Origin of the sequence: Micromonospora sp. NPDC018662 (assembly GCF_044391475.1) — a bacterium.
GTDB lineage: Bacteria > Actinomycetota > Actinomycetes > Mycobacteriales > Micromonosporaceae > Micromonospora.
This window is the reverse complement of record NZ_JBISAC010000001.1, coordinates 407637-420692: the sequence shown is the minus strand read 5'-3', so window position 1 is coordinate 420692 and position 13056 is coordinate 407637. Positions and strand designations below refer to the sequence as shown.

15 protein-coding genes are annotated in these 13056 nt (G+C 74.0%); 10 read left to right on the top strand and 5 right to left on the bottom strand.

Annotated features, from left to right (window positions below):
- Positions 1 to 54: 54 nt before the first annotated feature.
- Together ACH495_RS02070 and ACH495_RS02065 are read right to left on the bottom strand one after the other, a co-directional pair.
- Complete coding sequence (locus ACH495_RS02070) at positions 55 to 285, bottom strand: winged helix-turn-helix domain-containing protein (RefSeq protein ID WP_396855904.1); 231 nt, start codon at positions 283 to 285, stop codon at positions 55 to 57.
- Between the two features lie 511 nt (positions 286 to 796).
- Positions 797 to 1282, bottom strand: a complete 486-nt coding sequence (locus tag ACH495_RS02065) for a carboxymuconolactone decarboxylase family protein (RefSeq protein WP_396855903.1) — start codon at positions 1280 to 1282, stop codon at positions 797 to 799.
- A 162-nt stretch (positions 1283 to 1444) separates the two neighbouring features.
- Between ACH495_RS02065 and ACH495_RS02060 the strand changes: the two genes are divergently transcribed.
- Together ACH495_RS02060 and ACH495_RS02055 are read left to right on the top strand one after the other, a co-directional pair.
- The gene (locus ACH495_RS02060) at positions 1445 to 2344 is read left to right on the top strand and encodes an RNA polymerase sigma-70 factor (RefSeq protein ID WP_396855902.1); all 900 of its coding nucleotides are present in this window, start codon (positions 1445 to 1447) and stop codon (positions 2342 to 2344) included.
- Entirely contained in the window at positions 2341 to 2634 is a 294-nt protein-coding gene (locus ACH495_RS02055) for a hypothetical protein (RefSeq protein WP_396855901.1), read from the top strand. Before ACH495_RS02060 ends, ACH495_RS02055 begins: the two co-directional genes overlap by 4 nt.
- A gap of 6 nt (positions 2635 to 2640) precedes the next feature.
- On the opposite strand, the gene ACH495_RS02050 is transcribed toward ACH495_RS02055, so the two are convergent.
- On the bottom strand, positions 2641 to 3774 hold the full coding sequence (locus ACH495_RS02050; protein ID WP_396855900.1) for an MFS transporter: 1134 nt from the start codon (positions 3772 to 3774) through the stop codon (positions 2641 to 2643).
- 228 nt (positions 3775 to 4002) lie between these two features.
- The gene (locus tag ACH495_RS02045; RefSeq protein ID WP_396855899.1) at positions 4003 to 4779 is read right to left on the bottom strand and encodes an SAM-dependent methyltransferase; all 777 of its coding nucleotides are present in this window, start codon (positions 4777 to 4779) and stop codon (positions 4003 to 4005) included.
- Between the two features lie 60 nt (positions 4780 to 4839).
- Between ACH495_RS02045 and ACH495_RS02040 the strand changes: the two genes are divergently transcribed.
- Positions 4840 to 5307 (top strand): hypothetical protein, encoded by a 468-nt coding sequence (locus ACH495_RS02040; RefSeq protein ID WP_396855898.1) that lies wholly within the window; start codon positions 4840 to 4842, stop codon positions 5305 to 5307.
- A 94-nt stretch (positions 5308 to 5401) separates the two neighbouring features.
- Here the strand turns inward: ACH495_RS02040 and ACH495_RS02035 are convergent, their stop codons facing one another.
- Entirely contained in the window at positions 5402 to 6175 is a 774-nt protein-coding gene (locus ACH495_RS02035; protein ID WP_396855897.1) for a prepilin peptidase, read from the bottom strand.
- A 579-nt stretch (positions 6176 to 6754) separates the two neighbouring features.
- Between ACH495_RS02035 and ACH495_RS02030 the strand changes: the two genes are divergently transcribed.
- The 7 genes from ACH495_RS02030 to ACH495_RS02000 are packed head-to-tail and all read left to right on the top strand — an operon-like array spanning position 6755 to position 13041.
- Positions 6755 to 7321, top strand: a complete 567-nt coding sequence (locus tag ACH495_RS02030) for a hypothetical protein (protein WP_396856500.1) — start codon at positions 6755 to 6757, stop codon at positions 7319 to 7321.
- Positions 7315 to 8262 (top strand): hypothetical protein, encoded by a 948-nt coding sequence (locus tag ACH495_RS02025; protein ID WP_396855896.1) that lies wholly within the window; start codon positions 7315 to 7317, stop codon positions 8260 to 8262. The genes ACH495_RS02030 and ACH495_RS02025 overlap by 7 nt, the downstream gene beginning before the upstream one ends.
- The gene (locus tag ACH495_RS02020; protein WP_396855895.1) at positions 8259 to 8924 is read left to right on the top strand and encodes an SAF domain-containing protein; all 666 of its coding nucleotides are present in this window, start codon (positions 8259 to 8261) and stop codon (positions 8922 to 8924) included. Before ACH495_RS02025 ends, ACH495_RS02020 begins: the two co-directional genes overlap by 4 nt.
- Complete coding sequence (locus ACH495_RS02015) at positions 8924 to 9748, top strand: ParA family protein (protein ID WP_396855894.1); 825 nt, start codon at positions 8924 to 8926, stop codon at positions 9746 to 9748. Before ACH495_RS02020 ends, ACH495_RS02015 begins: the two co-directional genes overlap by 1 nt.
- Positions 9738 to 11282 (top strand): CpaF family protein, encoded by a 1545-nt coding sequence (locus ACH495_RS02010; protein WP_396855893.1) that lies wholly within the window; start codon positions 9738 to 9740, stop codon positions 11280 to 11282. The genes ACH495_RS02015 and ACH495_RS02010 overlap by 11 nt, the downstream gene beginning before the upstream one ends.
- Entirely contained in the window at positions 11225 to 12181 is a 957-nt protein-coding gene (locus ACH495_RS02005) for a type II secretion system F family protein (protein WP_396856499.1), read from the top strand. Before ACH495_RS02010 ends, ACH495_RS02005 begins: the two co-directional genes overlap by 58 nt.
- Positions 12181 to 13041: a type II secretion system F family protein gene (locus ACH495_RS02000; RefSeq protein ID WP_396856498.1), complete on the top strand. Its 861-nt coding sequence runs from the start codon at positions 12181 to 12183 to the stop codon at positions 13039 to 13041. The genes ACH495_RS02005 and ACH495_RS02000 overlap by 1 nt, the downstream gene beginning before the upstream one ends.
- The last annotated feature ends 15 nt before the right edge of the window (positions 13042 to 13056 follow it).

Sequence of the window (13056 nt, the reverse complement as noted above, 5' to 3'; positions counted from 1 at the left end):
CTTCGGGCCACGCCAGGCTGTCGCGCTGACCGCAAACCGACAGTGCCCCGGACTTCACTGGTCCGGGGCGCTGTCCTTCACGAACACACCGGCACCCGGCAGCGACTCCGTGAGACCTTGCATCTTGAGCATCAGGTACACACGGTCGGCGACGAAGCTCGACACCTCGTACTGCTCGCAGAGTTCGGCCCGGCTCGGCAGACGCGAGCCGGGTGGGAACTCCCCGGACCTGATGCGGTTCGCCAGGTCGTCGGCTACCTGCTGGTAGCGGTACTGCGGTGGCACTGGTGGTTCTCCTCCGGTCGGCACCCCTACTCAATCACCCATGGGGAGTCCTTGACTACCAATGGCTATCCATGGCAGGTTTCGGGTAGCGCTCCTCCGGTCGGCAACTGGCGGAGTGTCCGGATAGCGGTCCGGGCACGCGACGTATGACTCCGTGCCCGGACCTGCCTGTCTATGGAGGCTGCCATGGTCGAGAGGGAGGCGCCCCGGTCAGAGTGGGTGCCGGAGCTGGCGAAGCGAATCATCCGATGGCACTGGATCGTGGGCGACTGCGCCCGATGCCAGGATCGGCACGATGAATGCCCGTCCCTGCGGTGGGCGCGGGACCGGATCAAGGCTAGGCGACTGGCCGGCAACGCACCGGCTCGCTTTGACTCGCGTGGAGAGAGCGGAAGTGCGGCCGGACCGAGCAAGAATGCGCGTGCACGGCGGTCGACGGACCGGCGGTGACCACCACACGGTCACCGGCCCGGCCGGAGACGATCTCCGGGCCGGGCCGATCCCCCGTCGGTCAGCCCAGCGCGGCGGCGAACGACCCCGCCTCGTACGAGCCACCCGACTGGTGCGCGATCACCGCGAACCGGTTCGCCGCGTTGATCAGCCCGACCTGGCAGATCAGCGCCGCGACCTGGTCGTCGTCGAAGTGCTTGCGCACCTGCGCCCAGGTCTCGTCGGACACCCCGTGGTGGGCGTCGGCGAGCCGGGTGCCCTCCTCGGCGAACGCCAGCGCGGCGCGCTCCGCCTCGGTGAAGACGGTCGACTCACGCCAGGCGGCGACCAGGTGCAGCCGGACCGCGCTCTCGCCGGCGGCGGTGGCCTCCTTGGTGTGCATGTCGATGCACCAGCCGCACCCGTTGATCTGGCTGGCCCGCAGCGACACCAGTTCCTGGACGGAGTACGGCAGCGACGACTGCTGGATCACCAGGCCCGCGTTGGCGAACCGCTTGAAGAACGTGGCGGCGACCGGGTTCTCGAACAGGTTGATCCGGGTTTCCATGGTGGCGTCCTCTCCGATGGCATTCGGTCGCACACGAGATGCCGGCGGTGGGGCCGGCGTGACATCACGCCCGGGTGACCCCCGCCACAGCGGCGACGTGTCACACCGGGCCGGCGACCGGCGTCTGGTGGGGAACGCCGTCGAGCAGCGGAGGAGCCAGCCATGACGGACCGGGCCACCGAGGACTTCGTCGCCCACCGGAACCTGCTCTTCACGGTCGCGTACGAGATGCTCGGCTCGGCGGCCGACGCCGAGGACGTGCTCCAGGAGACCTGGCTGCGGTGGGCCGGCGTCGACCTTGACGAGATCCGGGACCGGCGGGCCTACCTGGTGCGGATCACCACCCGCCAGGCGCTGTCCCGGCTCCGCGCGCTCGGCCGGCGCAAGGAGTCGTACGTCGGGTCGTGGCTGCCCGAGCCGCTGCTCACCACGCCCGACGTGGCCGACGACGTGACGCTGGCCGACAGCGTCTCGATGGCGATGCTGCTGGTGCTGGAGACGCTCGCGCCGACCGAGCGGGCCGTGTTCGTGCTGCGTGAGGTGTTCGACGTCGGGTACGACGAGATCGCCGCGACGGTCGAGCGGAGCCCGGCCGCGGTGCGGCAGATCGCGCACCGGGCGCGCGCCCACGTGGCGGCGCGTCGGCCCCGGCGTACCGTCTCACCGGCCGAGACCCGGGACGCGCTCGACGCGTTCCGGCGGGCGGTCGAGACCGGTGACCTGCGGTCGTTGCTCGCCGTGCTCGCCGAGGACGTCGTGCTGGTCGGCGACGGCGGTGGGATCAAGCAGGCGATTCCACGCCCGGTCGGCGGCGCCGACAAGGTGGCCCGCCTGCTGGCCGGCGGCTGGGGCCGCGTCGCCGACGTGGCGTCGATGGCGCCGGCGCAGGTCAACGGGTACCCGGCGCTGGTCGTGCGGTTCGACGGTGAGCTGGACACGGTGGTCGCGGTACGCCTCGACGACGGCCGGATCACCGCGCTCTACGCGGTGCGCAACCCGGAGAAGCTGTCCCGGATGACCCGGGAGACGACGCTGAGCCGACGTGCGACGATGCCGGGATGAGCAGCGACGCCCCGCCCGACGTCAACGCCCTCGCCATCAACGTGGCCGTCCCGGACGCGTTGCGCTGGACCGACACCCGGCGCGGCGAGGAGTTCACGCTGACCACGCTCAACATCCGGCTGCTGCCGGACGGCCGGCTCGCCGCGAAGGCGTACGGCCGGCCCACGGCGGGTGGGCGCGGCGCGTACGTGTCGTTCCGGGTGCCGGACCGGCCGGAGCTGGCCGCGCTGGTGGCCGCGGCGGCCGACCGGGCGGCCGCGCTCTGGGCCGCCCACCGCGGCCTCGACTGACGTCCGTCACGCCGGGCGGTTCCGCTCCGCCCAGCGCACCACGCCCGGCGTCACCACCCCGGCCACCAGGAACACGCCGCCGAGCAGCAGCCAGCCGGGCGCGCCCCAGGTGATGCAGAACAACGCCAGCACGGTCGGCGCCACCACGTTCGCCAGGCCGGCGCCGAACCCGAACAGGCCCATGTACTGCCCCTGCGCGTGCGCCGGGGCCAGGCTGAACCGCAACTCCATGGAACCGGCGGTGTGCCACAGCTCGCCGACGGTGTGCACGAAGACGCCGAGCCCGATGCCGGCGACGGCGAGCCAGGCGGGCAGCGTGGCGGTCGCGGCGACGACCGCCATCCCGGCGAGGAAGGCGACACCGGCCCGGCGTACGGCCCGACCGGCCGCGTCGCTGCTGTCCACGCCCCGGCTCGCCCGGACCTGGAGCAGCACCACCAGCGCGGTGTTGACCAGGGCGGTCGCGCCGACCAGCCAGCGGGGCGCGTCGGTGTGCCCGACGATCCACAGCGGCAGCGCGAACAGCAGCACCTGGTGGTGGATCGACATGACGCCGTCGAGCACGGTGACGGCCACGTATCCCCGGTCGCGCATGACCGCCCAGCGGCCGGTGCGGGGCGGCGCGGGCACCGGCGGCAGCGGCGGCAGGGCCGCGACCACGGCCGCCGCGGCGACGAAGCTGAGCGCGTTCGTCAGCACCAGCGCCAGGTAGGCCGGGCGGCTGTCGAACTGCACGGCGAACCCGGTCGCGATCGCCGCGCAACTGCCGGCCAGATTGGCGACCGAACGCAGATATGCGCGAAATCGCGCCAGGTCGGCGCCGCCGATTCCGCGGACGAGTGGGCCCCGCGCCGCGCCTCCGGCGGACCGGGCCAGTTCGCTCACGCAGAGCGCCACGAGGACGAGCCAGAAATTGCGGACCACCAGCAGCGCGCCCATCGCCGCGCCCTGGACCAGCAGCATTCCGAGATAGACCTCCCGCGGCCCGCGCCGGTCGGCGAGGTGCCCCACCGGTACGCCGGCGAGCAGGCCGGCACCGGCCGCGACGCCCATCCCGAGGCCGACCTGGGCCAGCGGCATACCGACCACGCGGGTGAAGAAGAGCGCGGCGGTGACCATGAAGACGCCACTGCCGATCATGTTGACGAACGTCGCCAGCGCGAGAATGCGTTGTGGTCGCGTTTCCGGAACGAGTCCCCGCCGGACCAGCGGCGGAATTCGTTTTTCGATCGTGGGCACAGTGGACACCGGTGACCTCCCCGTCAGATCAGCTCGGCGAATCTAACGGGGATTTCCCACCGGTTTCATCGGTTCGTCGACCGATACCGCAGACGCCCGATGCTTGCTAACTTGGATAGCGTCGGGAGGTCAGCGACGCACCCCCACCCCGCCGTAACCGTGCGACACCGCCGCTCGCGGCTCGCCGTCCGGCCGCCAGTCGGCCAGCCGGACCAGACCGGGCTCGACCAGGTCGTACCCGTCGAGGAATCGGGCCACGTCGGCGTGGGTGCGGGGCACCAGCGGCGCGCTGCTGCGCCGGTAGACCTCGGTGCCCGCCCGCGCGGGCAACGGCGGGGCGCCGTCCATCGTCAGGTGGGAGAGCGCGAGCAGACTGCCGGGGGCGGTGGCGTCGCGCAGCCGGGCCACGGCCGCCCACGGGTCGTCCGCGTCGGGCACGAAGTGCAGCACCGCGACCAGCAGCAGCGCCACCGGCTCGGTGAGGTCGAGCGTCGCGCGCAGCGTCGGGTCGGCCAGCAGCTCGTCGGGCCGCCGCAGGTCACCGCGGACCACCACGGTGCGGCCGCCGTCGGTGGGCAGCAACCGCCGGGCGTACGCGACGGCCACCTCGTCGGTGTCCACGTAGACCACCCGGGCGTCCGGGTTCACCGCGCGGACCACCTCGTGCACGTTGCCCTGGGTGGGCAGCCCGGCGCCGACGTCGAGGAACTGGCGTACGCCCCGCTCGGCCGCCCAGCGCACCGCCCGGCGCAGGAACGCGCGGTTGGTCTGGGCCGCCACGCCGGTGTCCGGGAAGATCTTCAGGATCTCCTCCGCGGCGGCCCGGTCGACCGCGAAGTTGTGGCAACCGCCCAGGTAGTAGTCGTACATCCGGGCGACGTTGGGTCGCGTTTCAGCAGCCGTCACGCCCTGATGTGTAGCACCCTGGGCGACGAACCGCTGACCCGTTGTTCCCAGGAGGCACCGATGACCGATCGACGGCAGACCGTGGAGGTCGACCCGGCGCTGTTCCGCGCCGTCTACGACTCGCCCGCCTCGCTGCCGGGGCGGCACCGGTGGACCACCCCGGAGGCGGACGTACGTCGGCTGGAGCGGCTGCTGAACATCCCGGCGCACAGCATCGGGGCGCCGCTGTGGGTCAGCGGCGACGAGCCGGACTGTCCGAAGTGCGGACGCCGGGTGACCTGGTACGACATCGTCTCGTCCGCGCTGCACGGGGTGCACGACACGGCGATGATCGCCCGGGTGGTGCTCGGCGAGCGGAAGTACGTCAACACCGAGGTGCCGGACGCGGTGCCCGGCGTCCACTGTGCCGACTGCCGCACCCCGATCACCGGGCTGCGCAGCTTCAAGTGCCACAACTGGGCGTACGCGTTCGAGGCGCTGGAGAAGATCGTCGAGCGGATGTCCGGCGTGCCGGCCCAGCAGCCGTGACGGGTGTGGGTGTTAAGCGGGGGCCCCTCCTCTACCGAATGCGTTAAGCGGGGGCCCCTCCTTACCTGCGGGCTGGGGTGGCCGCACAACCGTCTCAGGTGGTGAGCAGCAGCGTGGCGGCGGTGCCGAGGATGAGGAACGGTCCGAACGGCAGGTGGCTGCGCCAGCGGACCCGTCGCGCGGCGAGCAGCACCAGCCCGGCCAGCGCGGCCAGGGTCACCGCGAGCACCAGCCCGGCCACCAGCACCGGCCAGCCGTACCAGCCGAGCAACGCGCCCGCGCCCAGGGCCAGCTTGGCGTCGCCGAGGCCGAAGCCGCGCGCGCCGAACAGCACGGTGGTGGCCGCGAAGCCGGCGCCGAGCGCCAGGCCCGCCGCGACGGCCCGCACCCAGGGCGTCGGGCCGGGCCCGGCCAGCGCGGTCGCCCCGAGCAGCAGCGCGGTGCCGCCGGCGGCGGGCCAGGTCAGCCGGTCGGGCAGCCGGTGCGCCGCGGCGTCCACCAGCGCCATCGGCACCGCCCAGGCGAGCCACCAGGCCAGCGCCAGACGCGCGCCGGGCAGCCCGCCGGCCAACGCCAGCACCGCGACGGCGACCGCGAGCGCCGCCTCCGCCACCGCCGGTGGCGCGCCGACCCGCGCCCGGCAGCCCGCGCAGCGGGCCGCCGGCCCGAGCGCGGGCAGCGGCCGGTCCAGCCCGATCGGCGTGCCGCAGGCGTCGCACGCCGTCCGGTCCGGGCGATCCGGCGGTACGGCGTAGCGCGCCACCGCCAGCCGGACCGGCGGCACGACCGCGAGGGTGGCCAGCAGCCGGACGAGCGGGCGGCGGGTGACGGCCGGCCGGTCGGGGTGGCGGACCCGTTCGGTGGTCATGCCGGCTCCCCCGTCCGGTCGCCGGCGGTTCCACTACGGAGCACGCAGAGTGACGTCGGCGTGCTCGGTGTGTCGCGCATGGCGCGGAAAGCGGCGTCCGGCGGGGACCCGGCGCGGGGGGTACCGGCGTCACGTGCCGGGACCTGTCGACCGGTGGGACGGATCGGACGAGCGGGGTGCACACCACCCATACCGGCGGCGCGGCGACCGGCCGGCGGGGGCGGCGGGACGGGTGCGGGTGCGCGCACTCCGACCACCGGGAAGGCCGTGGACGACCCGCTCGTCACCGCCCGGAACGCCACCGGCCGCCACCACCCATCTTCACTCACCGTGTTCACGTGAATTGCCTCTGTTGCATCGGCGGACGTCAGCCTATGCTCGCCCCTTGGGTACGACGCAACCCCCGCTCAATGGCGTCGGAGGCGGACCGGAGACATCACTTCCACATTTGACGAAGATCAGCACAGGTAAATGCACACGGTGGCGGTCGAGGTCCGGTCCGACAGATCCGGGCGCACTTCCGCATGCCCGGAGCGCTCCGCGCGACCGCACCGGGCCGGCACCGAGGAGGGCTCGGCGTTGCGCACATGGCAATCCCACCGATGGGAAAGTTGCCTGATCGGCCTGGTGCTGGCGGTCGGCCTCGCCGGCTGCGGCACTGGTCCCGAGGCGACCACCGGCCCGCTGACCGGCCGCGCCGCCGCGCCCGCCGCCCATTCCACCGCCGAGGAGAAGGCGGCCGAAAAAGCGGCACTCACCGCCTATTCCGGCTATCTCGCCGCGTCCCGGACGGCGAGCGCCCGCAGCGATCCCCGCCATCCCGCACTCGACCGATTTCTGGCCGACCCGCTGCTGACCCAGGTGCGGCTGGCAATTCGTGACGCGAAGGAGCACGGCGCGATGCGTACCGGAAAACTGGTTTCCACCCCCACTGTGGTCTCGGTCGACCTGGTCGCCGAAACGCCCACCGTCGAGATCCAGGACTGCCTGGACGCGACCGACTACCGGCTGGTCTACGCCAAGGACCGCAAGGCCGTGCCCGGTGCCCGGGGCGGACGGTATCTCGCCACCGCGACCGCGGCCCGCTACCCGGACGGCCGGTGGCTGATCAACTCCGGCGCCGCGCACCAGGACCAGCCGTGCTGACCTGGGGAGGAGGGAGCGTCCCGGCCCACCGGGCCGGGACGCCCCGCCGCCGGTGGTTCGTCGCCGGCCTGGCCGTGCTGCTGACGCTGACCGGCACGCCCGCGCGGGCCGCCGACACCGGCGGCTCCTGCCCGCCCGACCAGACCAACTGCGACGTCTGGGACGACGACCCGGGCGTCCCGGGCGGCGGCGGCGGGCCGGGCGGCGGCGATGACGGCGGCGGAGGCGGCAACGGGGGCGGCACCGCGAAGTGCCAGTGGAACGGCCAGGTCGTCAAGTGCTACGACGACGTGATGGGCTGGTTCAACAACAGCGACGGCTGCTACTACAAGCTGACCGAGCCCCAACTCCCCGCGCCCGACGGCAAGCAGTGGTACACGGCCAGTTGCGTCGGCGGCGCCACCGGCCAGCAGGGAAACGTGCTGCTCGACGCGCCGCCGGGCGGCTTCGGCACCCCGCCCGACCCGGAGGAACTGGCCCGTCGCGCGCTGGCCTCGATCTCGCTGCTGCCGCCCCGGGCGGCCGTCGCGCCCCGGCGCAGCAAGGGGCCGGGGCTGGTCGGGCTGCCGGTCTGGATGTGGGCCAGCCCCGGCGCCTCCTACTTCGGACCGCTGAGCGCCTCCGCGTCGGAGCGGGGCCTCACCGTCTCGATCACCGCGAAGGTGGGCCGGATCGTCTGGCACATGGGCGACGGCCTCGACGTCGAGTGCCACGGGCCGGGGACGCCCTACAGCTCCAGCGGGTCGCACGCCGGCGCCCCGTCACCCGACTGCGGCCTGCCCAACGGCTACCCCAAGGCCGGCACCTACCGGGTCTACGCCACCACGTTCTGGACCGTCGAGTGGTCGTCCAGCGGCGGGGAGAGCGGCCAGATCGACCAGAGCCGGGTCAGCGGCGTCGTCCCGGTGCAGATCAACGAACTCCAGGTGGTGACCCGATGAGTGTGGTGGCAGCCCGGAACGGGACCCCGGTCGAGGCGCCCGTGGCGCCGCCCAAGGTGGTCCGGCAGCGGCGCATCCGGCCCGGCCTGCTCGGCCTGGCGATCCTGCTGATCGCGTTGGGCGGGCTGGGCGCGGCGTTCGCGGTCACCTCGGTCCGGTCCACCGGCAGCTACCTGGCGGTCGCCCGGCCGGTCGAGGTGGGCCAGCAGATCACCGCCGACGACCTGGTGCCGGTCCGCGTCTCCGGCGGGCGCGAACTGCGGCCGGTGCCGGCCGACCGGCTGAAGGAGCTGCTCGGCCTGCGCGCCGCGGTCCGGCTCACCCCGGGCACGCTGCTCACCCCGGCCCAGCTCACCGACGCGCCGCTGCTCGGCCCCGGCCAGCAGCAGATCGCGCTGGGGCTGGCGTCCGACCAGGTGCCCGCCCGCGAACTGCACCCCGGCGACAAGGTGCTGCTGGTCAGCACGCCGAGCGCCGGCACCAGCGGCTCCGACGCGGCCCGTGGCGGCGGCACCCGGTTCGCGGCCACCGTGATCGACAGCGCCACGCCGGAGAGCGGCGACGTGGTGGTCTACCTGGCGCTTGCCGTCCGGGACGTGCCGGCGGTGGTGGTGCTGGCCGCCGACGACCGGATCGCGCTCGTGCTCACCGAGGCGGCCTGATGGCGATCATCGCCCTGGTCTCGGCGAAGGGTTCGCCCGGCGTCACCACCACCGCGCTGGCCGCCGCGTTGAGCTGGCACCGCCGGCTCGTGCTGGCCGAGTGCGACCCGTCGGGCGGCTCCATCCTCGCCGGCTACCTGGGCGGCGCGCTCGACGGCCCGCGCGGCATCGGCGAGCTGGCCGTCGGTGAGCTGCGCGACGGCAGCCTGGAGAGCACGTTCTGGTCCCAGCTGGTCGACCTGGACGCGCCCCACCGCGAGCGGCTGCTGCTGCCCGGCGTGGTCGACCCGGCGCAGGCCGGCAGCGTGATCCCGCTCTGGCAGCGGTTCGCCGACTACTTCAGCGGGCTGGAACGGGGCGTGCCCCCGTACGACGTGCTGGTCGACTGCGGTCGGCTGGCGGTCGGCGGTCCACCCTGGCCGCTGCTGCGGGCCGCCGCGGTGGTGCTGCTGGTCACCCGCGCGCACCTGCCCGACCTCTCCGCCACCCGGGCCACGGTCCGGGCGATCGAACGGGACCTCACCGAGCACCGCGTCCCCCCGGGCAACCTGCGCCTGCTGGTGGTCGGCGACGGGCACGGCACCAGCGAGATCAGCAAGGCGCTGCGGCTGCCGGTGATCGCCCGGCTGCCGCACGACCCGCGTACCGCCGAGGTGCTCGGCCGCGGCGGCACCGTACGCGCCAACCGGCCGCTCATGCGCGCGGCCGGCGCGTTGGAGGTGCCGGTCCGGGCGCTGCTGGACCGACGCCGGGCCCGCCTGTCCTGGCCCGGCGTGACCGCCACGCCAGCGGTGAGCGCGCCGGGGGTGCCCGGTGCGGTTTGAGCCGGTCTCGCACGACCCGCGCGGGCAGCAACCCGGCGTCGTCTCCACGGTCCCGCCGCTGGCCCCGCCGAACGGACGGCACCACGTGGCCGGCCCGGCGCTCCCCGCCCCGCCGCCGGTGGCGCCGCCCCGGCCCCGGGTCGACTTCGCGGTCGTCCGCGAGCTGCGCCGGGAACTGAGCGAGCGACTCACCCACTGGCAGCGTGGGCGGGAGTTCGACGCCGACGCCGAGGAGGTCGAACGGGCCCGGCTGGCCGTCGCGGTGGTCTCCGCGTACGCCGACTCGGTGCGCCGGGCCGGCACGCCGATGCCCGCCGACGCGGAACGGATGCTGCTCGACCAGGTGACCGCCGAACTGGTCGGGCTGGGCCGGCTCCAGACGCTGCTGGTCGACGACACCATCGAGGAGGTGCACATCCTCGGCTGCGACCAGGTGCGCATCACCCGGCACGGTGGCGGCGTCGACTGGTCCGAGCCGATCGCCGAGACGGACGACGAGCTGGTGGAGATCCTCCAGGCGGCGGCCCGTCGGGCCGGCGCCACCGAGCGGTCGCTCTCCACCTCCAAGCCCACGCTCGACCTGCAACTGCCCGACGGCAGCCGGCTCGCCGCGGTCTTCCTGGTCAGCCACCGCCCGTACGCGGTGATCCGCAAGCACAACACGCTGGACGTGAGCCTGGAGGACATCGCCGGCGGCCGGCCCGACCTTGACGAGATGATCGACCCGCTGCTGCGCGACTTCCTCCGCGCGTCCATGCGGGCCGGGCTGAACATCATGGTCGCCGGGCTGGCCGGGGCCGGCAAGACCACTGTCATCCGGGCGCTGATGGACGACATCCCGGCCGACGAGCCGTACGTGCTGCTGGAGGAGAGCCGGGAGCTGCTGCCGGCCCGACGCGGGCACAAGCACCGGGCGGTGATGAGCTTCGAGTCCCGGGAGGGGCACGGCGAACGCGGCGCGGACGGGCGACCGGCCGGTGAGGTCAGCATCGCCGACCTGATCCCGGTGTCGCTGCGGATGGGCGTGCTGCGGATCATCGTCGGCGAGGTGCGGTCCCGGGAGATCGTGCCGATGCTCCAGGCGATGACCACCAGCCGCGGGTCGATGTGCACCATCCACGCCCGTACCCCGGCCGGGGTGAGCGAACGGATCATCGAGCTGGCGCTCTCCCACGGCCGGGAGATGACTGTCGACCAGGCGCGCCGGATGGCCGGCAACGCGCTCGACCTGATCGTCTACGTCACGGTGGAGGACGAGACCGCGATCGGTGGCCGCAAGCACCGCTTCGTCTCGCACGTCGAGGAGGTCATCGGCGTCGGCGAGGGCAACCGGATCACCACCACCACGGTCTTCGGTCCGGGGCCGGACGGCCGGGCGGTCCCCCGCCACCTGCCGGAGCGGATCCGCGACCAACTGCTGCGCGTCGGCTACGACGCCCGGCTGCTCACCCGGTTCGTCGAGGCCGGCGTCGGCGCCTGGCGGCGACCCCGGCACACCCGCCTCGGGCGGCGGCCGAACGGGGGTCCGGCATGACGCAGATCGAGCTGATCGCGCTGGTCTCCGGCGCGGCCTGCGTGGCCGGGCTGGTGCTGACCGTGGTCGCGCTGGTCGGCACCCGCCGGCCGCCGGGATCGACGCCGGGCGGCGCCGGGCCGGGCCTGAGCCGGCTCTGGACCGGCGCCGGCGCCAGCCACGCCGACCAGCGGCGTCACCAACTGCTGCTCGGGGGCGCGGTGGTGGCCGGCGCGCTGGCGTTCCTGCTCACCGGCCTGCCGGTGGTGGGCCTGCTGGTGGCGCTCGCGGTGCCCGGGGTGCCGTGGTTGTTCGCGGTCGGCCGGGCCGAGCAGCGGGCCATCGCCCGGGTCGAGGCGGTCGGCGAGTGGACCCGCCGTCTGAAGGACATCTCGGCCACCGGGCAGGGGCTCCAGCAGGCCATCGTCGGCACCATCACCACCGCGCCGGAGGAGATCCAGGAGGAGGTACGCACGCTGGCCGCCCGCCTCCAGGCCGGCTGGTCGGCGAAGTCCGCGCTGCTCGCCTTCGCCGACGAGATCGCCGACCCGGTGGCCGACCAGGTGGTGGCCGCGCTGATCCTGCACCTCACCGATCGGGGCGAGCGCCTCGGCGACGTGCTCCGCTCGATCGCCGGCGCCGCCTCCGCCGAGGTGGCCACCCGGCGCGAGGTGGAGGCGAAGCGGACCCAGCCGCGGTTCGCGGTCCGCTTCCTCACCGGCATGACGCTCGCCACGCTGGCGTACGGGCTGGTGAACAGCGACTACATCCGCCCCTACGGCACGGTCACCGGCCAGCTCGTGATGGCGGTGCTCGGCGCGGCCTTCATCGGGCTGCTGGTCTGGGTGCGGTCGATGAGCCAGCCGCCGCGCCCGGCGCGCTTCCTGCCGGCGCCCGATCCGGAGGAGGCGATCGCATGATCCTGAACTGGCAACTCGCGGCGGCGGTGCTGGGCGGGTCGGCGGTCGGGCTCGGCCTCTTCCTCGTGGTCCGCGAGGCGCTGCCGGCCACCCCGGCGCTCGGCCCGGCGCTGCGCCGGCTGCACCAGCCGCCCGGTCAGGCCCCGGCGGCCGGCGCGGGGCCGGACTGGCTCGGCGGCTTCGCCCGTTGGCTGCGCCCGCCGACCCGGCAGCTCGCGCTGCTCGACCGGACCCCGGAGCAGTACGCCCTGTCGGTGCTGCTCTCCGCGCTGATCGGGTTCGCCACGCCGGCGGTCCTCTCGGCCGTGCTCTTCCTCGGCGGGGTGTCCGTGCCGGTGGCCGTGCCGGTGCTGGCCAGCCTCGGCCTGGCCCTGCTCGCCGGACTGGTCGCGCACCGCTCGGTGCTCGACAAGGCCAACGCCGCCCGGGACGAGTTCCGGCAGGCTGTCTGCACCTACCTCGACCTGGTGGCGTTGCAGCTCTCCGCCGCGCACGGCCCGGTGCAGTCGCTGGAACGCGCGGCGGCGGTCTGCGACGGCTGGGTCTTCGACCGGATCCGGGAGGCGCTGCGGCTCGCCCAGCTCCAGATGCACTCGCCGTGGGACGAGTTGCAGGACCTGGCCGACCGGATCGGCATCCCGGAGCTGGGCGATGTGGGCGCCATCATGCGCTCCTCCGGCAGCGAGGGCGCGCAGGTGCACGAGACGTTGCGTTCCCGCGCCGACTCGCTGCGCGACCAGATCCGCACCGACAACCTGACCCGGGCCGAGGGGGTGACCAGCAAGTTGGACATCCCCGGTTCGCTGCTGGTCTTCGTCCTGCTCGGCTTCGCCGTCTATCCGTTCCTCGCCCGCCTGTGAACCCCACCCCCGAGA

Excerpts from the sequence above, each read along its gene's own strand:
- ACH495_RS02065 (WP_396855903.1), bottom strand. The coding sequence starts at position 1,282 with ATGGAAACCCGGATCAACCTGTTCGAGAACCCGGTCGCCGCCACGTTC.
- ACH495_RS02060 (WP_396855902.1), top strand. The coding sequence starts at position 1,445 with ATGACGGACCGGGCCACCGAGGACTTCGTCGCCCACCGGAACCTGCTC.
- ACH495_RS02055 (WP_396855901.1), top strand. The coding sequence starts at position 2,341 with ATGAGCAGCGACGCCCCGCCCGACGTCAACGCCCTCGCCATCAACGTG.
- ACH495_RS02050 (WP_396855900.1), bottom strand. The coding sequence starts at position 3,774 with ATGATCGGCAGTGGCGTCTTCATGGTCACCGCCGCGCTCTTCTTCACC.
- ACH495_RS02040 (WP_396855898.1), top strand. The coding sequence starts at position 4,840 with ATGACCGATCGACGGCAGACCGTGGAGGTCGACCCGGCGCTGTTCCGC.
- ACH495_RS02035 (WP_396855897.1), bottom strand. The coding sequence starts at position 6,175 with ATGACCACCGAACGGGTCCGCCACCCCGACCGGCCGGCCGTCACCCGC.
- ACH495_RS02020 (WP_396855895.1), top strand. The coding sequence starts at position 8,259 with ATGAGTGTGGTGGCAGCCCGGAACGGGACCCCGGTCGAGGCGCCCGTG.
- ACH495_RS02015 (WP_396855894.1), top strand. The coding sequence starts at position 8,924 with ATGGCGATCATCGCCCTGGTCTCGGCGAAGGGTTCGCCCGGCGTCACC.